The organism is Streptomyces viridifaciens (genome assembly GCF_001888885.2).
GTDB lineage: Bacteria > Actinomycetota > Actinomycetes > Streptomycetales > Streptomycetaceae > Kitasatospora > Kitasatospora aureofaciens.
Genome location: NZ_CP090841.1, coordinates 7581797 through 7606979, shown reverse-complemented (window position 1 = coordinate 7606979; position 25183 = coordinate 7581797). Strand labels below are relative to the sequence as shown.

At 72.5% G+C, this 25183-nt stretch carries 19 protein-coding genes and 1 tRNA gene; 7 read left to right on the top strand and 13 right to left on the bottom strand.

What is annotated here, in order from left to right:
• Positions 1-216: 216 nt before the first annotated feature.
• Complete coding sequence (locus BOQ63_RS41175; RefSeq protein ID WP_072656028.1) at positions 217-1155, top strand: hypothetical protein; 939 nt, start codon at positions 217-219, stop codon at positions 1153-1155.
• 60 nt (positions 1156-1215) lie between these two features.
• Here the strand turns inward: BOQ63_RS41175 and BOQ63_RS41170 are convergent, their stop codons facing one another.
• The 9 genes from BOQ63_RS41170 to BOQ63_RS41130 form a co-directional block, all read right to left on the bottom strand.
• Positions 1216-2124 carry an alpha/beta fold hydrolase gene (locus tag BOQ63_RS41170; protein ID WP_030550438.1) on the bottom strand — a complete coding sequence of 303 codons (909 nt, stop codon included), beginning with the start codon at positions 2122-2124 and terminating at the stop codon, positions 1216-1218.
• 364 nt (positions 2125-2488) lie between these two features.
• A complete protein-coding gene (locus tag BOQ63_RS41165; protein WP_072656027.1) occupies positions 2489-3460 on the bottom strand; it encodes a DUF885 family protein in 972 nt (323 codons plus the stop codon).
• 137 nt (positions 3461-3597) lie between these two features.
• Complete coding sequence (locus BOQ63_RS41160; RefSeq protein WP_072656026.1) at positions 3598-5262, bottom strand: phospholipase D-like domain-containing protein; 1665 nt, start codon at positions 5260-5262, stop codon at positions 3598-3600.
• Positions 5263-5636: 374 nt separating this feature from the next.
• Positions 5637-5713, bottom strand: a tRNA-Met gene (locus tag BOQ63_RS41155).
• A 64-nt stretch (positions 5714-5777) separates the two neighbouring features.
• Entirely contained in the window at positions 5778-6845 is a 1068-nt protein-coding gene (locus BOQ63_RS41150; protein WP_072656025.1) for a hypothetical protein, read from the bottom strand.
• Positions 6846-7269: 424 nt separating this feature from the next.
• Entirely contained in the window at positions 7270-8283 is a 1014-nt protein-coding gene (locus tag BOQ63_RS41145; protein ID WP_360463654.1) for a hypothetical protein, read from the bottom strand.
• Between the two features lie 265 nt (positions 8284-8548).
• Positions 8549-10240 (bottom strand): enoyl-CoA hydratase-related protein, encoded by a 1692-nt coding sequence (locus BOQ63_RS41140; protein WP_043480375.1) that lies wholly within the window; start codon positions 10238-10240, stop codon positions 8549-8551.
• A 136-nt stretch (positions 10241-10376) separates the two neighbouring features.
• Complete coding sequence (locus BOQ63_RS41135; RefSeq protein ID WP_050367060.1) at positions 10377-10694, bottom strand: hypothetical protein; 318 nt, start codon at positions 10692-10694, stop codon at positions 10377-10379.
• A 6-nt stretch (positions 10695-10700) separates the two neighbouring features.
• On the bottom strand, positions 10701-11144 hold the full coding sequence (locus tag BOQ63_RS41130; protein ID WP_030279403.1) for a cupredoxin domain-containing protein: 444 nt from the start codon (positions 11142-11144) through the stop codon (positions 10701-10703).
• A gap of 289 nt (positions 11145-11433) precedes the next feature.
• Between BOQ63_RS41130 and BOQ63_RS41125 the strand changes: the two genes are divergently transcribed.
• The 3 genes from BOQ63_RS41125 to BOQ63_RS41115 all read left to right on the top strand — a co-directional run bounded on the left by BOQ63_RS41125 (position 11434) and on the right by BOQ63_RS41115 (position 13295).
• The gene (locus BOQ63_RS41125; RefSeq protein ID WP_051746593.1) at positions 11434-11856 is read left to right on the top strand and encodes an SsgA family sporulation/cell division regulator; all 423 of its coding nucleotides are present in this window, start codon (positions 11434-11436) and stop codon (positions 11854-11856) included.
• Between the two features lie 142 nt (positions 11857-11998).
• Positions 11999-12373 carry a cupin domain-containing protein gene (locus BOQ63_RS41120; RefSeq protein WP_030279399.1) on the top strand — a complete coding sequence of 125 codons (375 nt, stop codon included), beginning with the start codon at positions 11999-12001 and terminating at the stop codon, positions 12371-12373.
• Between the two features lie 163 nt (positions 12374-12536).
• Positions 12537-13295 (top strand): maleylpyruvate isomerase family mycothiol-dependent enzyme, encoded by a 759-nt coding sequence (locus tag BOQ63_RS41115; protein WP_072656024.1) that lies wholly within the window; start codon positions 12537-12539, stop codon positions 13293-13295.
• Positions 13296-13366: 71 nt separating this feature from the next.
• Here the strand turns inward: BOQ63_RS41115 and BOQ63_RS41110 are convergent, their stop codons facing one another.
• Positions 13367-14536 (bottom strand): TIGR03364 family FAD-dependent oxidoreductase, encoded by a 1170-nt coding sequence (locus BOQ63_RS41110; RefSeq protein WP_454131059.1) that lies wholly within the window; start codon positions 14534-14536, stop codon positions 13367-13369.
• Positions 14537-14698: 162 nt separating this feature from the next.
• Between BOQ63_RS41110 and BOQ63_RS41105 the strand changes: the two genes are divergently transcribed.
• The 3 genes from BOQ63_RS41105 to dnaE all read left to right on the top strand — a co-directional run bounded on the left by BOQ63_RS41105 (position 14699) and on the right by dnaE (position 19846).
• Positions 14699-15460, top strand: coding sequence for a GntR family transcriptional regulator (locus tag BOQ63_RS41105; protein ID WP_030550426.1), 762 nt, complete (start codon positions 14699-14701; stop codon positions 15458-15460).
• Positions 15461-15464: 4 nt separating this feature from the next.
• Positions 15465-16154, top strand: coding sequence for a phosphonatase-like hydrolase (locus tag BOQ63_RS41100; RefSeq protein ID WP_030279391.1), 690 nt, complete (start codon positions 15465-15467; stop codon positions 16152-16154).
• Positions 16155-16279: 125 nt separating this feature from the next.
• Positions 16280-19846: a DNA polymerase III subunit alpha gene (gene dnaE / locus BOQ63_RS41095; protein ID WP_072656022.1), complete on the top strand. Its 3567-nt coding sequence runs from the start codon at positions 16280-16282 to the stop codon at positions 19844-19846.
• Between the two features lie 83 nt (positions 19847-19929).
• Here the strand turns inward: dnaE and BOQ63_RS41090 are convergent, their stop codons facing one another.
• The 3 genes from BOQ63_RS41090 to BOQ63_RS41080 all read right to left on the bottom strand — a co-directional run bounded on the left by BOQ63_RS41090 (position 19930) and on the right by BOQ63_RS41080 (position 25123).
• Complete coding sequence (locus tag BOQ63_RS41090) at positions 19930-22683, bottom strand: bifunctional YncE/alkaline phosphatase family protein (RefSeq protein WP_030279387.1); 2754 nt, start codon at positions 22681-22683, stop codon at positions 19930-19932.
• Between the two features lie 107 nt (positions 22684-22790).
• Positions 22791-24164, bottom strand: coding sequence for an ABC transporter permease (locus BOQ63_RS41085; RefSeq protein WP_030279385.1), 1374 nt, complete (start codon positions 24162-24164; stop codon positions 22791-22793).
• On the bottom strand, positions 24161-25123 hold the full coding sequence (locus BOQ63_RS41080) for an ABC transporter ATP-binding protein (protein ID WP_072656020.1): 963 nt from the start codon (positions 25121-25123) through the stop codon (positions 24161-24163). Before BOQ63_RS41080 ends, BOQ63_RS41085 begins: the two co-directional genes overlap by 4 nt.
• Between the last annotated feature and the right edge of the window lie 60 nt (positions 25124-25183).

The window sequence follows — 25183 nt, the reverse complement described above, 5'->3', positions numbered from 1 at the left end:
GGAAAACATCGCTGCGCATCGTAGTACCGACCGCCGTGGACCATCGAACACGTCCACCGGCCGTTCGACGACAAGGACTTGGTATGACCACGGCAAAGGCTTCGCACGGCCGTGTCCGCCATCTGGACGGCACCGCCGCCGAGTTGGTGTGGTGTCCGGGCTCGACTCGACGAGCACGGACAAACCTCCCACACCCTCACACTCGGGAGCAGACGCATGCGCACACCGCTCAAGGCCGCCGCACACACCCTCACCGCGCTGGCCCTGGCCGCCCTCGGCACCACCGCACTGGCCACCGGCGCCGAGGCGCAACCCGCCCCGGCCGCCGCCCACTTCGGAACCAAGGCGCTCCACCCCGGCGCCGCCCAGCGCCCGACCGCCACCACCAACAACACCCTCTCGGTCCGCTCCTCCGCGACCCAGGGCGTGGTCTCCCCCACCCCGAAGGTGTACCTGGTCTTCTGGGGCAGCCAGTGGTCCTCCGACCCGGCCGGGGTGGCGGCCGACATGCAGAACATGTTCAAGGGCCTCTACGGCAGCCAGGACACCTGGGGCACCATCCTCGACCAGTACTGCGAGGGCGTCGCCAAGGGCACCACCAACTGCGGCACCAAGGGCGTCCACGTCCAGCACCCGGCCACCACCCCGCTCGCCGGCGTCTGGTTCGACAACTCCGCCGCCGCGCCTGCGAGCGCGACCAGCACCCAGCTCGGCGCCGAGGCCGGCAAGGCCGCCGCCCACTTCGGCAACACCACCCAGGCGCCCAACCTCAACGCCCAGTACGTGGTGCTCTCCCCCACCGGCACCCACCCGGACGGCTTCCCCAACAGCGGATTCTGCGCCTGGCACGACAAGACCAGCAGCTCCTACGGCACCCTGGCCTACACCAACATGCCGTACATCCCGGACCTGGGAGCAGGCGCCTGCACCACCTTCACCGACGGCCGGATGCTCTCCGGCATCGAATCCACCGAGACCCACGAGTACGCCGAGACCGTCACCGACTTCTGGCCCAGCATCGGCTGGAACGGCGGCGGCGGGGAGATCGGCGACGAGTGCCAGAACCTCGACGCCTACGTCACCCTGAGCACCGGCACCTTCGACCTCCAGGGCCTGTGGTCCAACAGCACCAACAAGTGCGTCACGCACGGCTAGCACTCCTTGCGCCACCGGTGGGGCCGCCGTCCGCCCGGCGGCCCCACCGCCCCTCCCTCCTCACCCCACCAGGCTCAGCACCGCCTCGGCGAACGCCTCCGGCGCCTCCTGCGGAACGTTGTGCCCCACGCCTGGCAGGGTCCGCACCTCGCACGGGCCCGTGAACCGGTCGGTGCCGGTCTGGTCCGCGGCGGGGATCACCCCGTTCTCCTCCCCGACCAGCACCACCGTCGGAGCCGCGATAGGCGGCCGGCCGGCCAGCGTCTCCTCCAGCTCCTGGTAGCGCGGGTCGCCCTCCACCAGTCCGTACCGGTGCCGGTAGGAGTGGATCGACACCTCGACGAAGTCCGGGTTGTGCAGGCTGGGTGCGGACGCCGCGAACGCCTTCCCGGCCGCCGCCCAGCTCGGCGACCACAGCCGCCAGAGCAACCCGCACAGCTCCTCACGGTTCTGCTCCAGCCCCTGGCGGCCGCGATCGGAATGGAAGTAGTACTGATACCAGAGGTTGCGCTCCGCCTCCGGCGCGGCGGGCTCCATCGCGCGGGCGATGTCCTGGACGGTGTAGCCGCCCGCCGCAACCAGACCGTCGATCCGCTCCGGCCACAGCGCCGCCGCCGCACAGGCCGCCCGCCCACCCCAGTCGTAACCGGCCACCACCGCCCGCTCGATCCCCAGCGCGTCCATGAACTCCACCAGGTCCCGCGCGAGCGCGGCCTGCTGGCCACTGCGTACCGTCCCCCCGTCCAGGAACCGCGTCGGCCCGTAACCACGCAGGTACGGCACCAGTACCTCCCGGCCGACCTCCGCGACCAACCGCGCCACCTCGTCGTAGGCCCGCACGTCGTAGGGGAACCCGTGCAGCAGGATCACCGGAGCGTCGGTGGTCCGGCGGCGCTCGCCGGTCCGGTGGTAGGCAATCTCCAGAACCGGCGTCGTCACCCGGTGCAGCTCGTGGGAAGTCACAGTCATCCGGTCATGCTCGCACGCCATGACCGAGGAGCAACTGATCCGGAATCAGCCGAAGGTGCCGCCGCAGCCCCGCCCGACGGCCACGCCCGACGGCAGCTCATGGTGCTCACCTATTCGCTGCTGTACCTCGGTACCGCACCGGCGGGCATGCACGTGTCCCGCGTCCGGGTCGGCCCGGCCTCCTTCGCCGTCGACTACCGGCCCGTCCGCGAGGGTTACGAGACCGGGTACGTGGGTCTCGTGGTGCGCCTGCCGCTCACACCGGCTCTCCGGTGCCCCGAGCCCCCGGAGGCGGGCACGACCTGCAGGGTGGACGGCCACGGCGAGATGGTCACGGTTCACGGCTCCACCCAGGAGACCACCGTCACCCGGCGCTACCGCGACACGGAGGTCTCGGTCGCCAGCCAGACCCTCGGCGAAGCCGGGCTGCGCGACCTCCTGAACACCCTGCACCCGCTGTCGGACGCGGAGCTGGACACGTTGATGCAGGAGAAGGCGATCGACTACAGCTTCTGACCTCGTCGCTCACGCCCGCCGCGCACCAGCGCGGCCGGCGCGGCCGACTCGGCATGGCCTCCTTCAGCAGCGGCCACGTGGCCCTCACCTGCTTCCTCGGCGAGCGTGCGCAGCGCAGGTAGTGCTCGCGGCCGACGGCGTCCGGGGTGCCGTCGGCGGCGGGCAGGTAGGTGTCGGCGAGCCAGTCGCGGAAGGCGGCAGTGGCGGCGGTCGCCCGTTCGGCGGCGGCGTCCAGTTCGGGGCGCAGCGCGGCGGGCCCGTCCGCGACGAAGCCGGTGAACCAGCTCGTGCCGCCGCCCGCTCGCCCCGTCCAGGCGTCCAGTTGGGCGATGGCGGCGCGGGCCTGCCGGGGGGCGCTGAGCAGTCCGCGGCCGATGCCCTCGGCCAGCGTCGCCCGGTAGCCGTGCAGGGCGCCGGGGACGTTGCGCAGCCGTCCGGCGACGGCCGCCCACTGCTCGGCGGTGTCGGTGGGCATCATGGTGAAGACGCCGCGGACCTTGTGCAGGGGCGAGTTGACGTTGCGCAGCTGGCGGTAGTGGTCCCCGGCCTCGTGCACGGCGAGTTCGGCGGTGAGCCGCTCGCGCAGCAGGCGGGCGCAGTCCAGCTCGGCGGGATCGTCGACGAGCGCCGTGGTGTCGAGGGCGGTCAGGGTCTGCCGGGCGACTTCGGCGAGCGCCTCGAAGCCGTCCGGTGACAGGTCCGGCTGCCGGTCGTCCTCGGGGTGGAGGCCGAGTCTGGTCGAGGTCGCCGGGTCGAGTGCCGCGACCCGGACGACGTGGTCGTCGGCGATCCTGCGCGGGGACTTCGGCGTCTCGGGCATGTGCTCCATGCTCGCGCAGCCGCTGACCCGCCGTCCAGGGCGCCCAAGGGCCTCTCTTCGGGCTCGCGCCTGCGGGGCCGCCCTCGCCGGGCTCCGGTTCGGCGGGGGCGGCTCCTTGACTGCTCTTCTACTGACCGTCAGCCCTGGCAGACGCCCCGGCTGTAGTCGAAGGTCGCGGCGGCCTGCGAGTACTGCCACTGCGGGGCGAGCAGCTGCTGGTCGAGCTGCCCGGCGGCGGCGCGGTTCTCGACGACGTAGCCGAAGTCCTGCAGCCAGGCCGGGTAGAGGTTCTTGGAACCGATGAAGAAGGCGGATCCGTCGACCGAGACCAGCTTGTGGTGCAGCGCGTACGGGTGGCCGTCGGCCCAGGTCGGGGCCGAGGAGGCCCGGAACGGCGCGAGTTGGAGGTTCTGGCACATCGTCGCCTTCGCCTTCCCCGGGTCGCCGAGGCGGGCGGTGAGGCGGGCGGCCAGGGTGTCGCTGATCTCGTTCAGGGACTTGATCTGCGAGTAGCCGCCGCTGCCGACGGTACCCCGGTTGCCGGGATCGCTGACCACGATGCGCACCTTCACGCCGTCCGCGAGCTTGCCCGCGAGCAGGTCCAAGAGCCGCACGTCGTAGCGCGGCATCGGCGGGCAGGTGCCGGTCACGTCCTGCTGGGAGATGTCGATCCGGCTGCCGGCGCCGGCGATCAGCGCCCGCAGCGCGGCCTCCTCCGGGTTGACCGTCGCGTAGTCGCGGTCGTCGTTGGTGTTGTCGTGCAGGCCGATCGGGCCGCACTTGAGGTCGTCGGCGGCGGGCGCCCGGTCGGGGCGGTAGCCGGAGGCGGGGTCGTTGCCGCGGATGCCGACGCCCAGGCCGCCGACCGAGATCACCGGCAGGTCGCCGGCGGCGGGCACCTGCGCGGCCGCCGGGTTGAGACGCCGCTCGAGGTCGGGGGTGCACCCGGCGCCGTTGGAGGAGGCGAACCAGGCGGCCGAGAAGACCCCTGTGTTGCGGCAGGTCCAGTCCCACAGGGTGTCCAGGTAGGCACCGGCGGAGGCGGCGGCCGGACCGTTCAGCGCCAGGTCGACGTCGGTGACCGGGTGGGCGGTGTCGAGGTAGTCGCCCTTCCAGTTGTTGATCCCGCCGGTGATGACGCTCTGCCCGTCGACGACCAGCAGCTTGGAGTGGTTCCAGGAGAACGCGGTCTTCGCGGTGGTCATCGAGGCCACCTCGACGGTCACGCTCCCGGCGGCACCCCCGAGCCGGGCCACCAGGTCGTCCCGGTACTTCGACGGCAGCGCGGTGATGTTGTACAGCGGCGCGGCCCCGGCCAGGACCCGCACGTGCGGCGTGTTCCCGGCGGCGACCGACGCCTTGAGGCCGTCCACGATCGCGTCCTGGAACCCACCGTCCGGGAACGGCGCGAGAGTTGAGATGTCGACGGTCCGGGTCGCCCGCGAGATGTTCTCCCGCATCTTGTCCAGCACCCGCCTGGTCCCCACCCGCTGGCTGCACGAGGCGTCCCCCCAGCACCCCGGCGTCTGCAGCAGCCACCCACCCGGGTCTCCGGCCGGCGCATCCAGCCGGTTCCCCGCCGTGCGCTCCCACGCCGTCCCCTCCAGCCCCGGCGACACCTCGCGCAACGCCCGCTCCACCGCATCCAGATGCGCAGTGGCGTCCGGCTGACCGGCCGCCCCCGGCACGGGCGCCGGATCGGCGAACGCGGGAGCAACGGGCAGTACACCGACAGCAGCAACAAGGGCCAGCGCGGACCCGGCCAGACGGCGACCGGAACGGTGGAACTGGTGAGAGAGCACGTACGAGTCCTTCAAGGGAGGCCGGGGACGTTCACCCGGACGACACCGTTAAATTACCCTAAAGTAACCTGATGTGCTGTCAGGGTCCCATCAAGGAAGTTCACGTGGGCCTGACACCCACTCGGCGCCGGAACCGCTGGGCACCCGGTGGTACCTAGCCCGGACATCGCGAAAGGGCGGGCGGACACGTTGGACACGGAGTTGCGGCACGCAGCCGTCGCTGCCCTGGCCGACCTCGGACGAAGCCGGGACCACCGCGACCGCGCGGACGCCGGTCACGCGCGAAGCCCCGGCCGGGATCGACCCCGTCCTCCGCTCCCGTAACACGAAGAAGCCGGGGTCGGCGCACCAAGTGCGCCGACCCCGGCTTCTGTTGGTAGCGGGGACAGGATTTGAACCTGCGACCTCTGGGTTATGAGCCCAGCGAGCTACCGAGCTGCTCCACCCCGCGTCGGTGAGATCACCATAGGCGATGTCCCTACCGAAACGGAAATCGGTTTCCCGCAGGCCCCGCTCTACACGGTCCTGGCGGCGAGGGCCTTGGTGACGAGGTTCACGGTCGGGCGGTACTTCACCGTGCCGGCCAGGCGCTCCAGCTCGTCGTACGCGTCCTCGTCCCCGAGCTGGACGAGGGCGTGCACCGCGGCGGAGGCCGTCTTGTGCGACCGCGGTCCGACGCCGGGGATCCGCAGCAGGGCTGCCTCCACCAGACGGCCCAGGGCTGCGGCCGAGTCCGGGTGGGCGGGTGCCAGCGCCAGGAGCGCGGCGACGCCCTGGAGCGCACGCACGTTGAAGGGGTCCATCTCGAACCCCGCGGTGCCCGAGCCGTAGTAGGACGCGACGGGCAGACTGCGCGGCTCGCCGGCCAGGGCGAGCCACCCGCAGACCGCCGAGCGGACGCGCTCCGGCCCGAGTTCGGCGAGCAGCTGCCGCCCGGCCCGCTGCCACCCGACGCCGGGGCGGGAGCCGGAGAGGGACAGCGCGTGGCCGATCAGCGGGTGCCAGGCGGGCCCGGTGACCGCCAGGTCCGCGAGTGCCCGATCCGCCCACGGCTCGCCGGGGTTGAGAGGCGGCTCGGCGATTCCGGCGGCCACATCGAGGAGTTCACCGGGGGTCTCGGCGGCCAGCGCGGTCCGGCGAACGGTGGCGACCACCGCGTCCGGCAGGCACCGACCCGCCGCCAGCTCGACCTCGGCCAGGCAGCCCAGCCGCCAGCCCTCCCACAGGGTCATCATCCCCGCCGCCAGGTCGAGCAACGGCTCCCGCCAGGCGGCCAATTGCTCGCAGCTCAGCCCCTCACTCAGCCGTACGACCAGCCTGGCCAGGCCCGGGCGCTCACGGGGCGCGTGGACGGCCGTCTCCTCCAGCCCCTCCGTCATCCGGCACAGCAGCTGCACCCGGTCGGGGATGGGCATCCGCCCCAGCAGCTCGATCACCTGCCCGCCGCCGTCGCCGGCCCAGTCGCCATCGAGGTCGACGTTCAGGCCGTAGAGGCTCCTCACCAGACCGTCCAGATTCCCGGCCTCCGCGAACCTCCGGACCCCGGCCACCCGCGCGTCCCACTCGTTCCCCTGCGGCTCCAACTGCCCCACCCTCAACACCGGCTCAACCTGTCGGGCCCGACCCTACGCGGCACCACCGACGACCAGCCCGGGCCGGTGCGGGTCAGCAGCTCCGGGGCGGGACGGTCTCCGCCCCGAGGCCGTCGTCGCCGAGGAGGACGTCTGCCACTCCGGCGATCAGCACCGTCCGTCGGGTCACGACTCCTCCGGCGGGGTGATCTCGTCGGGCTGCAGGCACCGGAAGCGCCCCTGGGCCCGCCACAGGTCCGCGCCCAGGTCGTCCTCCAGTCGTGCCGGCCAGGTGCACCGACCCGTCGAGGTCCTGGGTGGCGGTGCGCCGCCGTCCGGGCCGCAGCAGCACCGGGCTGCCCGGGTCCCACCAGGGCTGTTGCCGGTCCGGGCCGCAGCCGGTGATGCCGCGCACGCCGCGGATCACGCCGTGCGGCTACCCGAGCACCTCGGGCGGCATGGAAGCGGCCAGGCCGTCGCTGCCCCGGGGCTCCCGCTTCCGCCGGTCGGTCGGGGTCGCCGTCCGCAGGGCCCGGATCTCGTCGATCTCGGTGGCCTCGTACAAGGCGTCGGGGCTCTCCGGGGGGATGGGCGGGTGGTCCTCCAGGAGGATCGGCGAGGAGAGGACCACCTGGTACCCGCCGTCCGGTCCGGCGGGCATGGGCCAGGTGCGCTCGTTGCGGCACCGCTCCACGGCCGAGCGGGCCCAGTCGGGCGGATCGGCGACCGACAGGAAGCGGCCGTGCTCCAGTGCGAGCAGCAGGTGGGTGGAGAGCAGGGAGCGCGGCAGCGCCTCCTCGCGGCCGGCCCCTCGGGGCGGCGTCCAGGTGGAGGCGTTCTCCACCTCGACGGTCAGGCGCTGCGCCCGGTACCGGCCGGGCAGTTCCTCGACCCTCAACCGCACCAGCCCGTCGACCTGTTCGCGCCGGCGCACCAGTCGGCCGACGGCGCTGCCGCGCTCGTGCAGCAGCTCCGTGCTGCCGACGCCCGGCAGCCGGAACCCGTGCTGCACCACCTCGCCGGTCAACTCCTCGACGGACAGCAGCAGTTCGATCCGCTCCTCGACCGCCTCGTCGCACTCGACGAGCACCCGGTCGGCCAGCTCCAGTTCCTCCACCGGCTCGAACCCGCCGCCCTTGACGGCCTGTTCGACGGTGCGTCGCTGGGCCCGCAGGAAGCGCAGCTCCACCGCCAGCCGGTCGTCGTACTGCGCCTCCATCACGCACTCCGTGCGCTGGTGGGAGTGTTCGCCGCCCTGCGCCGTGTACTCGGGCGGCACCAGCACGCCGAACTGCCGGCGCAGCCTGTTCTCGGCCTCGGACACGCGGTGCGGGTGGAGCTCGTAGCCCGCCATCAGCACCGCGTCGGCGATCCGCCGGGCCCCTGCGAAACCGCGCTCGATCTTCTCGGGGAAGCCGCTCGTGTGCCTTCGCTCACTTCGTTCACTCACGCCGTCACCTCCGCGGGCAACGGGCGGGCCCGTTCGGCCGACTGTGCAGCATGTCGGTGTCGGCGCTTGCAGCGGTTGCGGCGGTTACAGCCATTGCGGCGGTTACAGCCGTTGCGGCGGTCGCGGCGCTCATGAGGATGCCTCCTCGGGGACGGGAACCGGAGGGGATGGCTCGGTCCCAGTCATACCAACGATCCGGGTCGGCCGCCGGGCGGAGAGCCCACCGGACCGTCCTGGCCGCGCAAGCCCGCCGCGGCCGTTCGGGTCACGTCCTCGCGAGGAGCCCGGCGGGCACCGGGCGCTTGTGGACGAACGCGGACCGCAGGGCGTGGTACGGCGATTCGGGTGTGAAGAACTGCCGGCGCATCACCGCGAGCTCCTCCTCCCGGTACGCGGCGAGCGGCTTCGCCCGCTCGTCGGCCTCGCGCACCGCCTTCTTGGCCGCGATCCGCTGCTGGGCGGCGGGCGAGGCGGCGAGCAGCCCGGCCAGGTGGGCCGCGTTCGCCCCGAACTCGCCCGGCCCGCAGTCCAGCACCCGGTCGACCAGGCCGATCCGCTCGGCCGCCGCGGCGGACACCGGGAGGGCCTGCTCGGTCAGCCGCCCGGCCTCCGCCGCGCCCACCCGCCGCGGCAGGGTGTAGGTCCAGTACTCCGAGCCGTACAGGCCCATCAGCCGGTAGTGCGGGTTGAGCACGGAGCCGGCGCGGCACCACACCTCGTCGGCGGCCAGCGCCAGCATCATCCCGCCGGCCGCGGCGTTGCCGCCGAGGGCGGAGACCACCAGCCGGTCGGTGGTGGCGAGCACCTCGGCGACCAGGTCGTCCATCGCGGTGATGTTGGCCCAGGACTCGGCGGCCGGGTCCTGGGCCGCCTCGATGACGTTGAGGTGGATGCCGTTGGAGAAGAAGTCCCGGCCGCCGCCGAGCACCAGCACCGAGGTCGGGCGCCCGAGCGCGAAGCGGTACGCCGCCAGCAGCCGGCGGCAGTGCTCGGTGGACATCGCCCCGCCGGGGAACGCGAAGCGCAGCAGGCCCACCGGGCCGTCCTCGCGGTAGCCGATGTCCGACCAGCCGGGCCGCTCGCCCTCATCGGGCATCAGCGGCGCGAGTGCCTCGGGCAGGGGCGGCAGCAGGGCGCCGAGCGCCGTGACCGCCGGGAGCTTGAAGGTCGCGGGCCCGCCCGGGGTGCGGCGGCGGCGCAGTTCGGGGATCCACACCGCGCCGTCCGAGGTGGCCCGGCAGACGGCGCCGGCCCGGGTGGCGAGCAGCTCACCGGGGCGGCCGCGCAACAGCGGCTCGCGGTGGCCGCCGTGCAGGAACCACTCGCCGCCGCACAGCTCGTCCAGCACGCCGGGCTGGGAGTCCGCGGCGCGGAGCCTGCGCAGCACCGTTTCGGTGGGGTCGGCCGCCCAGTCGATCCGGCGGTCGTGCTGGCGCAGGAAGGGCCGGGTGCGCACTGTCCGGCGCCAGCCGGGACCGTGCTGCGGCTGCGGGACGTACGTGCCGGAGGCGACGCGCTCCACAGCGAGCAGGGCGGCGGCCACGGCCGCGTCGGAGACCTCGTTGCGGTAGAGGTCGCTCTTGCCGTGCTCGGGCAGCCCGCAGGGCTCGGCGGCCCAGACCGGTCCGGCGTCCATCTCCGCCTCGGCCTGGAGCACCGTGACGCCCCACTCGGTGCGGCCGTCCTGGATCGCCCGGTCGAGTGAGGAGGGACCGCGATCGCCGGGCGGGCCGGGGTGGACGATCAGGCAGGTGAGCTCCGACCAGACCTCCTGCGGGATCGCGGTGCGCAGCATCGGCGCGAGCAGCACGTCCGGCCGGAACCGGGCCACGGTGGCGGACAACTCCTCGTCGTCACCGGCGAGTTGGAACTCGACCTGGTGGCGTCGGTCGCGCAGTTCGGCGTGCAGCCGCTGACTGAGGCTGTTGAACGCACTGGCGAGGAGCAGGATCCGCATGTCCGCCTCCGACGGTGAGGGCCTCCAGGATTCCGGCGATCATCGCCTCCGGCCCGCCGCGCCGCCCGTTCACCCGGACCGCCGCGCCGCCCGTTCACCCGGGCGGCGGGAGCGGTGTCCGGGGCCCCCTCCGCGATCAGGCCGGGCGTCGGCGGTGGCCGAACAGCAGGACGGTGAGCGCCGCGGTGGCGATGCCCTCGGCCCAGGCGGCGCGGATCTTCTCCTCGAACCAGATCGGCTCGTACATGTTCGGCAGCGGGCCCAGGGTGCCGACGTCGACGTAGCGGCGGAGCAGCGGTGCGCCGAGGCCGCAGGCGGCGACGAGCCAGGCGTAGAGATCGCCGGTGCGGTGGCGCCGGAGGAACACCACCGGCACGGCGAGGCCGGCGGCGGCCACCACGCGCGGCAGGAGGTGGGCGAGGCGGTGCCGGCGGGCGGGTGCGGGGGTGGCCACGGGGCCTCAGCCCACGGTGAGGGTGCCGTGCATGAACGGGTGGATGGTGCAGATGTACGGGTGGTCGCCGGCCTGCTGGGGCGCGGTGAAGGTCGCGGTGGCGCCGGGCGCGATCGTCCCGGTGTCGAAGGACTTGTCGGCGGCGGTGAGGGTGTGGGCGGTGGTGTCCTGGTTCGTCACGGTGACGGTCCGGCCGGGGCCCGCCTTCAGGGTCGCGGGCGCGAAGGCGAAGTCCTTGATGGTGACCTGGAGCGCCGCGGTACTGCTCTGGGCGGGGCTCGCGGCGGCGGCACTGCTCTGGACGGGACTCGTCGCGACGGTGCTGCCCTGCAGGGGGCTCGTCGCGGTGGTCGACGGCGTTCCGGAGCCGGAGCCCGAGCTGGAGCAGGCCGCGAGGACGGCGGGGAGCAGCAGCGCGGCGGCTGCCCGGAGGGGCCGGGATCTGGTCACGTTCGGGCTCCGTTCGGGAGGGCGGGCGGCGGGAGCGGCCCACTGGCCAGCCTCCTCCGGCAGGAGGCCGCCGTGACCTGCTCCAGAGCTCCGGACGGCCCACCATTTCATGCGCAGGAGTGAAGAAGCGGGCGCGGAGTTGACGCCTGCCGGCGGGCGGTGCAGGCCGGTGATGCAAGGGAATTGTGGAGATTCGTCCGCCCCTGGCTGTGTCTCGGCGCGCCGGGTAGGCGCCATGGGCAGCCGGACCGCCGCGGGCCGGCCGTTGCGATCGCAGGAGGCCGAATCGATGCAGTTGTCCACCGTCCGCCCGCTGTCCGTGACCTTCCCGGAGAGCGCGGCGCCCGACGTTCCGGTCGAGGCGGAGCTCCGCTTCGACGCGAGCCTCCCTTATGCGGCCTGCCTGGCCTTTCCGCTGACTCCGTGCCAGTGCACCGGCGACGAAGCCCGGGTGTCCTGGTACTTCAGCCGTGAGCTGCTGAACGAGGGGCGGCTCGGCCCGGTCGGCAGCGGCGACGTGAAGGTCCGTCCGGGGGTGGCGGGCGAGGTCCTGATCAGCCTGCGGGGGCCCGGCGGCGGGTCCCTGGTCAGCGCACCGGAGGACCTCGTCACGGCGTTCCTCTCGGACTCCTTCACCCTGGTGCCGGCCGGCTCCGAGTCCGACCACCTGGACATCGACGCGGCCCTCGCCCGGCTCCTCGCCACCGACTGAGCCCGCCGACCGGGCCCACCGAGCGAGACCAGCGACCGGGCCCACCGAGTGGGACCAGCGACCGGGCCCGCCGGCCGTCCGGGTCGCGTGCGATCCTCCGTAGAATCCACGGGCCGATCCCACTCGCCCGCAGGAGGCCTCGTTGACGTCCGATCCCGGCCCCGGTGTGCTCGCCCACCTGGGGTCCCTGCTCCACCAGGCTCCCGCCGACCGCAGCGGAGCGCTGTGGCGCCTCCAGGAGGAGAGCCGCCAGCTGGACGCGAACATCATCCGCCTGCCCGCGAACGCCGAGGTCGCCGGGCACGTGGAGCCGGACCTCGACGTCCTGGTCCAGGTGCTCGACGGGAGCGGTCGGCTGGAGACCGCCAACGGCCGCCAGGACCTCTCCCCGGGGTGCACGGCCTGGCTGCCGCACGGCGCCCGGCGGTCCGTCACGGCGGGCGGGGACGGACTGGTCTACCTCACCGTCCACCGCCGCCGGCCAGGCCTGTCCATCCGCTCGGCGCCCGCCGAGTGAGTACGGCCGTGGGGGTAGGTCCCGCTGCGGCGAAGCCACCCGCCCTCTGGGCCGGCGATCTCCGGGGCCGGAGCGCACCCGAGAGTTACTTGACAGCCTCAACCTTTCAGGCCTAGCGTCGTCGCAATTGCTTCACTACATGAAGAATTGAGAGGCAGCCCTGATGACCCCGCTGGACCACGGCACCGCCGTCGCCGCCGAGACCGCCCGCTTCGTCGCCGCCGTGCGGCAGGCCGACCCCGCCCTCCCGGTCCCCGGCTGCCCGGGGTGGACGCTCGCCGACCTCGTCCGCCACACCGGCAGCGTGCAGCGCTGGTTCACCGTCCTGCTGCGCCAGCGGATCCAGGAGCCGCCGCGCAGCCGGGACGTCGACCTGCGGCTGCCCGAGCGGCCGGAGGACTACCCGGCCTGGCTGGCCGAGGCCGCCGAACAGGCCGCCGCGGCCTTCGCCGAGGGCGACCTCGACGCGCCGATGTGGGCCTGGGGCGCCGACCAGCACGCCCGGTTCTGGGTGCGCCGGATGCTGTTCGAGACCCTCGTCCACCGGGTCGACGCCGAACGCGCGCTCGGACTGGAGCCGGAGATCGACCCGGCCCTCGCGGCCGACGGGGTGGACGAGTTCCTGACCAACCTGCCCTTCGCCGCCTTCTTCGCCCCCGCGACGGCCGAACTGCGCGCCGAGAACCGGACCGTCCGCTTCGCCCGCACCGACGGCGAGGGCGACTGGCTGGTCCGGCTGCGCCCCGACGGCTTCGGCCTCGACCACGCCGACACCGACACGGAGGCCGCTGCCACCGTCCGCGCCACCGCCGCCGAACTGCTGCTCATGCTGTACGGGCGCCTCGACCGCGACACCGCCGGTGTCGAGCTCTCCGGCGACCAGGAACTGCTGGCGCACTGGTTCGCCCACTCGTCCTTCTGAGCACGACCACCTTCCGAGCACCGACCGCCTTCGAGCACCGACGGGACTTCCGAGCACCGATGGGCAGCGGCTCAGGCCGTCGCGGCGAGGGTGCCGTCGAAGGTGGCGGCCGCGAGGCCGAAGGAGAGGGTCATCCCGATGCCCGAGGTGACCGAGATGGCCCGCACCCCCGGGGCCAGGTCGCGCACCAGCAGCGGCCCGCGGGGGCTGCTGGCGTAGACGCCCTGCCAGCGCTCCAGGATCCGCAGCCGCGGCACGCCCAGCACCCGGGCGACGGCGTCGATCAGCAGCTCGTAGGTGCGCTCGTCGACGAACGGCGGGGTGGTGGCGTCATAGTGGTGCGAGTCGCCGATCAGCAGGGTGCCGTCCGGCTGGCGGGTGAACATCACGTTCGCGCCGATCTCCAGCAGCTCCGCGCTGTGGCCGAGCACCTCCTCCCGCAGCCGGGCAGCCGATGGCCGGGCGGTGAAGGCGTCGTAGCGCAGCATCGAGGTGGCGGTCAGCACCGCGGAGTCGGTGCGGAAGCCCTCCGGGGCGGCGGCCCGGGCCATGGTCAGCCGGCAGCGCTGGATCCCGTGGTCCTCGGCGACGTCGGGGAGCAGGTAGTCCAGGTCGTGGCCGACGCAGACCAGATTGCGGTCGCCGTGGACCGGGCCGCGGGTGGTGTGCACGGTGCCGGACTCGACGCCGGTGACGGCGGTGCCCCACAGGATGCGGCCCCGTGGCTGCTCGGCCACCCAGCGGGCCAGGCCGGGCGCCGCCTCGCGCGGGTCGACCCGCAGGTCGGCGGGCAGCACCGCGCCGCCCACCAGGTCGCCGTCCTCGCCCGCCGCCCGGCCGAGCGCCTCGGCCGTCTGGGCGGCGCTGCGCAACCGCACCGCGTCGCCGCCGCGTTCGGCGTGCAGTTCCTCCAGGACGGCCGCCTCGGTCGCCGACCGGGCGACCACCAGGGTGCCGGCCTCCGCGGCCCAGATGCCGGACGCCTCGGCGGCGCGCAGCCAGCCCGGCCGGGAGCGCTGGGCGAGGGCGAGCAGTTCGCCGTCCTGGGCGCTGATGCAGCAGTGGCCGAAGTTGCGGACGGAGGCGCCGACCGGCCGCCGGTCGCGGTCGAGGACGGTGACGGAGAGTCCGTTGCTCAGCGCCTCGAAGGCGTGGGCGAGGCCGATGATTCCGGCGCCGACGATCACCACATCGCTGCGCGGGGTGGTGGGGGAGGTCACGGGTGGGGTGCTGCTGCTCATGGGTCCAGCTTCCGGGCGGGCGGGCGCTGGCGTCAAGACATGTATGTACAAGTTACCGACTGTTCATCCGCCCGACGATCTCAGTGATCTGCCGGGTGAACAGGAGAATCCGCAGCTCGATCGGTCTTGAGAAGTCCTGGGCCCGGGTGCCATAGTCGACTTGTGAAGACAAGTGAGGACCTCCCCCTCCACCAACGGCTCGGCGCCGAGTTCCAGCGCCGCATCGAGTCCGGCGAGTGGCCCGAGGGCGAGCCGGTGCCCAGCGAGTCGCAGCTCTGCGCCGAGTTCGGCACCTCCCGGGGGCCGGTCCGCCAAGCCCTGGCCATGCTGCGCAGCGCGGGCAGCCTGGTCGGCGGGCGCGGGAAGCCGCCCGTGGCCCGTCGCACCACGCCCTCCCAGCCCTTCGACACCTTCCTGTCCTTCACCCAGTGGGCCCGCAGCATCGGCCGCGAGCCCGGGCAGCACACCCTCGAGGTCGCCCGCCGCCGGGCCTCCCCGGAGGCGGCGGTCCGGCTGGGCCTCGCGCAGGACGAGCCGGTCGTCGAACTCGTCCGGCTGCGGCTGCTGGACGGCGTCCCGGCCATGCTGGAGCGCTCCACCTTCGTCCACGAGGTCGGCCGCATCCTGTTCGACTTCGACCCGGACACCGGCTCCGTCTACCAGGAACTGCTGCGCCGCGAGGTCGACCTCCACCACGCGCGGCACACCATCGACGCCGTCGCCGCCGGGCCGCGCGACGCCGAACTGCTGCGGGTCGACGCCGGAGCCCCGCTGCTGCGGGTACGCCGGCTCACCACCTCCCGCCTGGGCGTGCCGCTGGAGGACGCCGACGACCGCTACCTGCCCGCCATGGCCACCTTCACCATCGAGAACACCATCGAAGGCCGTACCGTCATCGGCCGCTACCGCACCGAAGAGGACTGACACCGTGATCGAGCTCGCCGCCCTGGACATGGCCGGGACCACCATCAACGAGTCCGGCGCCGTCTACCGGGCGCTGCGCACCGCCGTCGAACGCAACGGTGTGGCCGTCGCCGAGGCCGACCTCCAGGCCTGGATGGGCACCGACAAGCGCGAGGCCATCGCCGCCCTGGTCCGCCTCGGCGGCGGCACCCCGACCCCGGAGCTGGTGGAGGAGAGCTACGCGGCCTTCGCGGAGTACCTGCGCGAGGCCTACCGGACCACTCCCCCACAGGCCGTCCCCGGGGTCGAGGAGGCGCTGGCCGAGCTGCGCCGCCGCGGGATCAAGGTCGCGCTCACCACCGGCTTCAGCGGCGACGTCGCGTACCCGCTGCTGGAGTCGCTCGGCTGGTCCACCGGCGAGGGCGGCAACCTTGACGCGGTGGTGACCTCGGACGAGGTGCCGCGCGGCCGTCCGGCCCCGTACATGATCCACCGGGCGATGCAGAAGACCGGGGTGATCGACACCCGCCGGGTGCTGACGGCCGGTGACACCGTGGTCGACGTCGAGGCCGGGCGCAACGCCGGGGCCGGCGTGGTCGTCGGGGTGCTGACCGGGGAGCTCGGCCGCGCCGACTTCGACGGGCACCCGCAGACCCACGTGCTGGCCAGCGCCGCCGAGATCCCCGGCCTCGCCGAGGCCCGGCCGAGCGCCTGACGGTTCCCCCGCACGGGCTGCCGGGCCGTCGCAGGGCGGTCCGTCAGCCCGTCGTGCGTCGCGCGCGCCGACCCGCTAGCGTGGACCGCTTCGCCCTACCGACGCCCACCAAGGAGAGCAGCGCCGTGTCCGACAGCTTCGCGCACCTGCACGTCCACACCGAGTACTCGATGCTGGACGGGGCGGCGAAGAATGGCAAGCTGTTCGCCGAGGCGGAGAGACAGGGCATGCCCGCCATCGCGATGAGCGACCACGGCAACATGTTCGGCGCGTACGAGTTCTTCCACGCCGCCGCGAAGACCGGCGTGAAGCCGATCATCGGCATCGAGGCGTACGTCGCCCCCGGCTCGCGCTTCCTGAAAAAGCAGGTGTTCTGGTCGCCGGGCGGCCAGCGCCCGACCGGCGCCGACGGTGAGGGCGGCAAGGACGTCTCCGGCGGCGGCCGCTACACCCACATGACGATGTGGGCGCAGAACGCGACCGGCCTGCGGAACCTCTTCAAGCTGTCCTCCCTCGCGTCGATGGAGGGCTACTACATGAAGCCCCGGATGGACCGCGAGCTGATCGCCGCCAACGCCGGCGGCATCATCGCGACCACCGGCTGCCCCTCCGGCGAGGTGCAGACCCGGCTGCGGCTGGGCCAGTACGAGGAGGCGGTCAAGGCCGCCGCCGCGTACCAGGACATCTTCGGGAAGGAGAACTACTTCCTGGAGCTGATGGACCACGGCCTGGACATCGAGCGCGACGTCCGCGAGGACCTGCTGCGGCTGGCCAAGCAGCTGAACATCCCGCTGCTGGCCACCAACGACTCCCACTACGTCACCGCTGACCAGGCCGACGCCCACGACAGCCTGCTCTGCGTCGGCGTGGGCAAGAACAAGGACGACCCGAACCGCTTCAAGTTCCAGGGCACCGGCTACTACGTGAAGACCGCCGAGGAGATGCGCGCGCTCTTCCGCGAACTGCCGGAGGCCTGCGACAACACCCTGGCGATCGCCGAGCGGGTCGAGTCGTACGAGGAGGTCTTCACCTACGTCGACCGGATGCCCCAGTTCGACGTGCCCGAGGGCGAGACCCAGGCCTCCTACCTGCGCAAGAAGATCGAGGTCGGGCTGAAGCACCGCTACGGCGACAACCCGAGCCAGGAGGTGCTGGACCGGATCGAGCTGGAGATGGGCGTCATCACCCCGATGGGGTTCGACGCCTACTTCCTCGTGGTCGCCGACATCTGCCAGTACGGCCGGGACAACGGCATCCCGGTCGGCCCCGGCCGTGGCTCGGCCGCCGGCTCGATGATCGCCTACCTGACCGGGATCACCCAACTGGACCCGCTGGAGCACGACCTGTTGTTCGAGCGCTTCCTCAACCCCGAGCGCATCAACCCCCCGGACGTCGACATCGACTTCGACGACCGCCAGCGCGACCAGATGGTGCGCTACGTCACCGAGAAGTACGGCGCCGCGTACACGGCGCAGGTGAACACCTTCGGCACCATCAAGGCCAAGGCCGCCGTCAAGGACGCCAACCGCATCCTGGGCTACCCGTTCTCGATGGGCGACCGGATCACCAAGGCGATGCCGCCGGACGTCATGGGCAAGGGCGTGCCGCTGGCCGACCTGTTCGACGAGAAGCACGCCCGGTACAACGAGGGCACCGAGATCCGGGCGCTGTACCAGAACGAACCGGACGTCAAGAAGATCATCGACACCGGGCGCGGCATCGAGGGCCTGATCCGCGGCACCGGCGTGCACGCGGCCGCCGTCATCCTCTCCTCCACCCCGCTGCTCGACCTGATCCCGCTGCACATGCGGGACAAGGACGGGGTGATCATCACCGGCTTCGACTACCCGTCCTGCGAAGCCATGGGCCTGATCAAGATGGACTTCCTGGGTCTGCGGAACCTGGGCATCATCGACCACTGCATCAAGATCGTGAAGGCCAACCGGGGCATCGACGTCGACATCGAGAAGATCCCGATCGACGACCCCACCACCTACCAGCTGCTCGCCCGCGGCGACACCCTGGGCGTGTTCCAGCTCGACGGCGGCCCCATGCGCGCCCTGCTCAAGCTGATGAAGCCCACCGAGTTCGCCGACATCTCCGCCGTCTCCGCGCTGTACCGGCCCGGCCCGATGGGCATGAACTCGCACACCAACTACGCGCTGCGCAAGAACGCCCAGCAGGAGATCATCCCGATCCACCCCGAGCTGGAGGAACCGCTCAAGGACGTCCTCGGCCCCACCTACGGCCTGATCGTCTACCAGGAGCAGGTCCAGCGAGCGGCCCAGGTGCTGGCCGGCTACTCACTCGGCCAGGCAGACCTGCTGCGCCGCGCGATGGGCAAGAAGAAGAAGGAGGTGCTGGAGAAGGAGTTCGTGCCCTTCCACGCGGGCTGCAAGGAGCGCGGCTATTCCGACGAGGCCATCCAGGCGGTCTGGGACGTCCTGGTCCCGTTCGCCGGCTACGCGTTCAACAAGTCGCACTCCGCCGCCTACGGCCTGGTCTCCTACCACACCGCCTACCTGAAGGCCAACTACCCGGCCGAGTACATGGCCGCGCTGCTCACCTCCGTCGCCGACGACAAGGACAAGATGGCCGTCTACCTGGCCGAGTGCCGGCAGATGGGCATCAAGATCCTCTCCCCCGACGTCAACGAGTCGGTGGTCGACTTCACCGCCGTCGGCAGCGACGTCCGCTTCGGCCTCAAGGCCGTGCGCAACGTCGGCGTGCCCGTGATCGAGTCGCTGGTCGGCACCCGGGAAGAGAAGGGCAAGTACACTTCCTTCGCCGACTTCCTGGACAAGGTCGAGCTGGTGGTCTGCAACAAGCGCACCGTCGACTCCCTGATCAAGGCGGGCGCCTTCGACTCGCTCGGCCACACCCGGCTCTCGCTCAGCAGCGTCCACGAGAGCGCGATCGACTCCGTCACCGGGCTGAAGAAGCAGCAGGCCATCGGCCAGGACGACCTGTTCGGCGCCCTCGACCCCGGCGACGGCGGCGGGCCCGGCATCGGACTGGACTTCCAGCTCACCGACAACGAGTGGCCTCGGCGCCAACTCCTCGCCCTGGAGCGGGAGATGCTCGGCCTGTACGTCTCCAGCCACCCGCTCGACGGCGCCGAGCACATCCTGTCCCAGAACCGCGACACCTCGATCGCCGAACTCCTCGGCTCCGGCCGCTCCGAGGGCGAGGTCCGGCTGTCCGGGCTGATCACCGGCGTCGACCGGCGGATCAACAAGGCGGGCAACGCCTGGGCGATCATCACCCTCGCCGACCGCGACGGCTCGGTCGAGGTGCTGTTCTTCCCCGCGACCTACAACCTGATGGCCGACCAGATGATCGAGGACAACGTGATCTCGATCCGCGGCCGGCTCAACGAGCGCGACGGCTCGCTGAGCGTCTTCGGCCAGGAGATCACCACCCTCGACGTCTCCTCCGCCGAACTCGGCACCAAGCCGCCGGTCCAGATCACCGTCCCGGTCCACCGGATCACCCCCCAGATGGTCGCCGAGCTCAAGCTCGCACTCCAGGCCCACCCCGGCGACGTCCCGATCCGGCTGCTCACCACCAACTGGGACAAGAACACCCTCTACGAGCTGGGCTTCCTGGTGAACCCCGACAACGGGCTCGCCTCGGACATCAAGACCCTCCTCGGCAACCGGGCCTGGACGGGCGCGGCGGTGCGCTCGTAGGGCCCTGTCCTCGATGGGACACGTACGGGCCCCGGACCGGTTGGAGCCGCTCCGGGGCCCGTTCACGGTCCTCGGGGAGGGTGTCAGCCGTCGTTCTCGGCGGAGGGGATGTAGGCGCCGGGGACGTCGTCCGGGGTGTGGATCTCGTCCTCGCCCGGGTACGGCGTGGTCCAGTTGTGGGTCTGGTACCAGGTCAGGTGGTTCATCTGGGCCGGGTTCGCGCGGTCCGGGGCGGCGTTGGGGCCGGTCAGGTGCTGCTTGGACTTCCAGGTGTCCCACTGGGCGGCGACGCCCTGCTCGGCCGCCGGCGGGGCGGCGGTCACCGGCGCCGCCACCGCGCTGCGGTCCTGGGCCCCGCCGGGCACGTCGACGCCGCAGGAGGGCGGGGTCTTCAGGCCGTCGGTCAGCGAGGTCCGGTTGGGCACCGCGGTGAACGGGGTGTAGTCGGGCTTGTCGGTGAAGGCCGTGGCCATCGGCGTGGCCGCGCTGTCCTTCTGGTTCATCGGGTGGATCCCGAGGATCTGCTCGATGGTGCGGACCATGGTGATCTGCGAGTAGTAGCGGCTGTCGACGGCGCCGTGCTGGGCCCAGGGGCTGATGATCTGGATCGGGGCGCGGTGGCCGTCCACGTGGTCCAGGCCGGCCTGGGAGTCGTCCTCGACCACGAAGATCGCGGAGTCCTTCCAGTACTCGCTGTGCGAGATCTCCTGGACGATCCTGCCGACCGCCAGGTCGTTGTCGGCGACCTGCGCGGCCGGGCTGGCCGGCCCGCCGGTGTGGTCGCTGGACAGCCAGAGCATGTTGAGCGCGGCCGGGCCGTTCTGCTCGAAGTCCTGCTTCCAGATCTGGTAGCGGTACTGGTCGGGCACGTCGAGGTCGAACTTGGGGAAGCCGGGCACCGACACGTCGTTGAGCGACGGGATCGGCGAGGAGGAGTTGAGCGGGTAGGCGGTGTCGTCGCCGGTCGCGTCCATGTTCTTGGCGTCGCAGTACAGGTTCTGCCAGTTCGCGCCGTCGGGCTTGGTCAGGAACTGGTGGAACTCGCCGAAGTCGCGCACGTCCTGGCCGGCCGCCTGCGCGCCCGTCCACAGGAAGCCCGAGCGCTGGTGCCCCAGGGCGTCGTCCTCGGTGTCGTAGCTGCGCTCGTACTCGCCCGCGGAGGACTCGGTGTACTCCGGGTTGTCCGCCTGCATCAGCCAGTTGTGGCCCTCGGCGGAGTTGGTGCCGATGTCGTAGGTGTTGTCGTAGAGCCCGAACTGCTTGGCCAGCGCCTGCTGGTTGGGCGTCACGTTGGCGCCGAACTGGGCCAGCTTCGGGTCACCGTTGCCCTTGCCGATGTCGCCGAAGACCTGGTCGTAGGTCCGGTTCTCCTTGACGATCAGGAAGACGTGCTTGATCGTCGACGGGTCGCCGATCCGGGCCGGTACGGCCACGGGCTTAGCCCCGCGCCGGTCGGCCGTCCGAACCGCGTTCTTCGTCCAGCCGTTCTGCTGGAAGACCTTCTCGGTCTGGGAGCGGATCTCCTTGTCGCCCGGCAGGGTGAACTGGGTCAGGCTGGAGGTGGTGTCGTGGGTGTTGTGGGCGCCGGTGGAGTTGGGGCGCCGGGCATCGATGCCGCGGGTGTTGGAGACGACCACCTTCGGGCCGACGGTGGTGACCTCGGCCGGGAAGTAGTCGGTGGGCAGCAGGCCGACGTAACTCACCGGCTCCTGGGCGCTGGTGAAGCGGTAGACCGCCACCGCGTTGGCGCGGCCGAGGGTGACCAGCAGGCGTCCGTCGTCGGTGAGGGTCACCGCCGTCGGCTCATAGCCCACCGAGGCCTCCGGCCACGGCTTGGTGGAGATCCGCTGCACCACCTTGTCGCGCCCGGTGTCGATGACCGACACCTGGTCGGAGGAGGTGTCGGCGACGAAGACCGTCCCGTTCTTGGCGTACACCGCGGTCGGGTGCAGGCCGACGTCGATCGAGCCGACGGCGGCGGACGGGGCGGAGAGGTCGATCACGCTGACGGTGCCCGAGGTCGCGGCGCCGGTGTCCGGGTCGGCCGGGACCTGGGTGCCGTAGGAGTTGAGGGTGTCGTCGTCGGGGGTGGCGGGGCGGCCGCCCTCGTTGCTGACGTACAGCTTGTGCCCGACCTGCACGATGCCGCGGGGCGCGTTGCCCACCGTCCAGCTCTGCCCGAGCGCGCCGGTGGCCGTGTTGATCGCGACCACCCGGTTCTGGCCGTTGACCGCCGCGTACAGCGTCGAGCCGTCGGCGGAGAACACCGCGCCGGAGGCAAGCGCGTGCTTGTCGCCGTCGGCCGGGATCGCCACCTTCACCGGGTCGGCCAGGGAACCGTCGGCCTTGACGGTGAACCGGGTGTAGCCGTCGAGCTGGCCCAGCCAGAGCTGCCTGCCGTCCGGCGAGTAGACCGGGGCCTCCTGGCCGACCGAGCCGTCGGTCAGCTTCAGGTCGGCCGTCCTTGCCTTGCCCGCACGCTGCTGCACCTTGCCGGTCCTCAGGTCCACCACGACCAGCGAGGCGTCGCCGTCGGCGAGCGAGGCGGCCAGGTGGGTGCCGTCCGGGCTGACCCGGGAGCCCATGATCTTGCCGTTGTTGATCACCAGCCGGTCGCCGTACGGGGCCAGGTACTGGTCGCTGGAGATCACCTGGCCGTCGGCGGTGACCTGGCCGACCTGGTCGTTGCCGAACTGGTGGGTGGCCGCGAAGGCCGTGCCGGTGGCCACGGCCACCGCCGTGATGCACGCCGTGGCCAGCACGGCCCGGCGGCCCGACCGCCGGCCGGGGCGCCCGGGGTGCTCGTTGCGGACACGTCGACGACGCGTTACCTGCATGGCGTCAGCCCTTCGTTGTGAGTGCGCGCTTCGTGGTGAGCGCGCGGGGATGCGTGGGAGCGTGGGAGCTTCGGTGTGCCGGTGCCGGTGCCGGCGCTGGTGCCCGGTCAGCCGGTCGGGGAGGCGAGCAGGTCGACCTGGCCGTCGAACTGCCAGAGCGGGTTCGGCGCGTCGCCGGCCCCGGTGTGCACCAGGAAGTAGCCGTTCACTTCCTTCGGGCCGTCCCCGTCCGCCATCACCCGCCCGTCCGAGGCGACGTCCAGCTGGTAGATCGCCGTCCCCGGAGCGGCAGTACCGGGCAGGTGCCAGGTGACGGTGCAGCGCCAGTCGTTGCCCGGCCCCTCCGGGTCGACCTGGCCGTCGCCCCGGCCGCAGTCCGCCGTGACCCGCAGGTCGGCCTCGGTGACGGTGGGGCGGTGCAACTGCTCGGTCTGCAGCCGGTACAGGTGCGCGAACACGGTGGTGACCGTGCGCTGCACCTTCGCCTGGGTGATCCCCGACCCGGTCGAGGGCGTGGCCACGGCGACCGCGCCGAAGGTCAGCGCCAGCAGCCCGGCCAGCGGGGCCGCCCCGAAGGCGAGCGCCCGGCGACCGCCGCCGTCCTCGCTGCCGTTGGTGAAGTCCCGCCGGAGGAACAGCACACGGGCCGCGGTGGTCGCCACCACCGCCCACACCAGGCTCACCGCGACGGCGATCAGCAGCTCGGTCAGACGTGCCGGATCGGCGAACAAACCGTTCCACGAGACGAAGGCGTAGCCGGGCAGCGCGAGGCGCAGCGCCACCGGCAGCGGCAGCATCTGGGCCAGCTGCATCGCGACCGCGGACAGCGCGGGGACGAGCAGCCCCATCGGGGAGCGACCCAGGACGACGGAGCCGAGCAGCCCGAGCGCCGCCAGCGCCAGGGTGGGCGCCAGCGCGCAGGCCCAGGCCAGCAGGACCGACGCGGCCGCGTCGGACGGGGCCAGCTGGTGCCCGTCGACGCCGACCAGCGGCCGGTTGCCGACCGCCGCCAGCCCGCCGACCGTACTGGAGGCCACCAGCCCGGCCACCAGCAGCGCGAGCACGGTCGCGCCCGCCAGGGTCTTGGCCAGGAAGATCCGCCGCGGTGAGCGGACCGCCACCAGCAGGTGCCGCCATGTCCCGAGGCGGTCCTCGGCGGCGAACACGTCGCCCGCGACCACCGAGGTCAGCAGCGGCAGCGCCCAGGAGCCGGCGAAGCCCAGCACCACCAACGGACCGGCCCAGCCGGTGGCGTGCATCCAGCGGCCGAACAGGGTGTCGGAGGGCAGTGTCCCCTGCTGGGCCACGGCCGCCACGAACAGCCCGGGCAGCGCCCAGCAGGCCAGCACCAGCAGGCGGATCCGCCACTGCGAGACGAGCTTGACCAGCTCGAAGCGGTACACCCGGCCCACCGGCACCCGGCGCGTCGCGGGCCCGGCGGCCGGACCGGCCGCCGCCTTCCCGGCCGTGACCGTGCTCATCGCCCGTACTCCTGCTGCTCCTCGGTGCGCTGCTCCTGGGTGAGGGCGAGGTACGCGGCCTCCAGCGGCGACACGACGGGGGCGACCTCGCGCACCCCTACGCCCTCCCGTACCAGCGCCGCCACCAGCTGTTCGACGGCCGGCGCGGTGGCGCGCACCACCAGGACCTCCGTGCCGCGCCACGCGACGTCCCCGTCCAGGACCGTCACCCCGGCAGCCCCGGCGGCCACCAGCCGCGCGGTGCGCAGGTCGGAGGTGAGCAGCCGGTGGTCGAGCGCGCGGGTCTCGACGGCCAACGTGCCCAGCGGGCCGGAGAATCGCACCCGCCCGGTCGCGAGGATCGTCACCTCGGAGCAGAGCGCCTCCAGGTCGTCCATCCGGTGGCTGGACAGCACGACCGTCACGCCGTTGTCCGCGAGCCGGCGCAGCGCCCCGTGCACGTGCTGCTTGCCCGCCGGGTCCAGGCCGTTGGAGGGCTCGTCGAGCACCAGCAGCCGCGGCTCGGTGAGCAGCGCGGCGGCCAGGCCGAGCCGCTGTCGCATGCCCAGCGAGAAGCCCCGCACCCGGTCGTCGGCGACGTCGGTCAGCCCGACCTCGGCCAGCACCTCGTCGATCCGCCGGGCCCCGGTGTCCTGACCGCGCAGCGCCGCCAGCGCGGCCAGGTTCTTCCGGGCGGTCAGCGACGGGTACAGGCCGGGGCCGTCGACGAATCCGGCGACCCCGTCCGGCGCCGCGAGTGCCCGTCCGACCGGTCTGCCCAGCACCTCCAGCTCGCCGCCGTCGGCGACGGCCAGCCCGAGCAGCAGCCCCAGCAGCGTGGTCTTCCCGGCGCCGTTCGGCCCGGCCAGCCCGTGGATCCGCCCGGGTACCAGCTCCAGCCCGACCTCGTCGAGCGCCACGACGTCACCGAAGCACTTCGTCAATCCGCGTGCCCGTACGGCAGGTTGGGTGTCTTCCATGGCTCCTTCTCGCAGTCCCCCAGGGAAGGTAGGGGGTTGACGGGACGGAGTCGAGACCGC

What these genes read in the sequence shown, in the direction of transcription:
- BOQ63_RS41110 (WP_454131059.1), bottom strand. Translation starts at nt 14,536, where the DNA reads ATGAGCAGCAGCACCCCACCCGTGACCTCCCCCACCACCCCGCGCAGC.
- BOQ63_RS41170 (WP_030550438.1), bottom strand. Translation starts at nt 2,124, where the DNA reads ATGACTGTGACTTCCCACGAGCTGCACCGGGTGACGACGCCGGTTCTG.
- BOQ63_RS41165 (WP_072656027.1), bottom strand. Translation starts at nt 3,460, where the DNA reads ATGCCCGAGACGCCGAAGTCCCCGCGCAGGATCGCCGACGACCACGTC.
- BOQ63_RS41140 (WP_043480375.1), bottom strand. Translation starts at nt 10,240, where the DNA reads ATGCGGATCCTGCTCCTCGCCAGTGCGTTCAACAGCCTCAGTCAGCGG.
- BOQ63_RS41175 (WP_072656028.1), top strand. Translation starts at nt 217, where the DNA reads ATGCGCACACCGCTCAAGGCCGCCGCACACACCCTCACCGCGCTGGCC.
- BOQ63_RS41090 (WP_030279387.1), bottom strand. Translation starts at nt 22,683, where the DNA reads ATGCAGGTAACGCGTCGTCGACGTGTCCGCAACGAGCACCCCGGGCGC.
- BOQ63_RS41115 (WP_072656024.1), top strand. Translation starts at nt 12,537, where the DNA reads ATGACCCCGCTGGACCACGGCACCGCCGTCGCCGCCGAGACCGCCCGC.
- BOQ63_RS41085 (WP_030279385.1), bottom strand. Translation starts at nt 24,164, where the DNA reads ATGAGCACGGTCACGGCCGGGAAGGCGGCGGCCGGTCCGGCCGCCGGG.
- BOQ63_RS41125 (WP_051746593.1), top strand. Translation starts at nt 11,434, where the DNA reads ATGCAGTTGTCCACCGTCCGCCCGCTGTCCGTGACCTTCCCGGAGAGC.
- BOQ63_RS41080 (WP_072656020.1), bottom strand. Translation starts at nt 25,123, where the DNA reads ATGGAAGACACCCAACCTGCCGTACGGGCACGCGGATTGACGAAGTGC.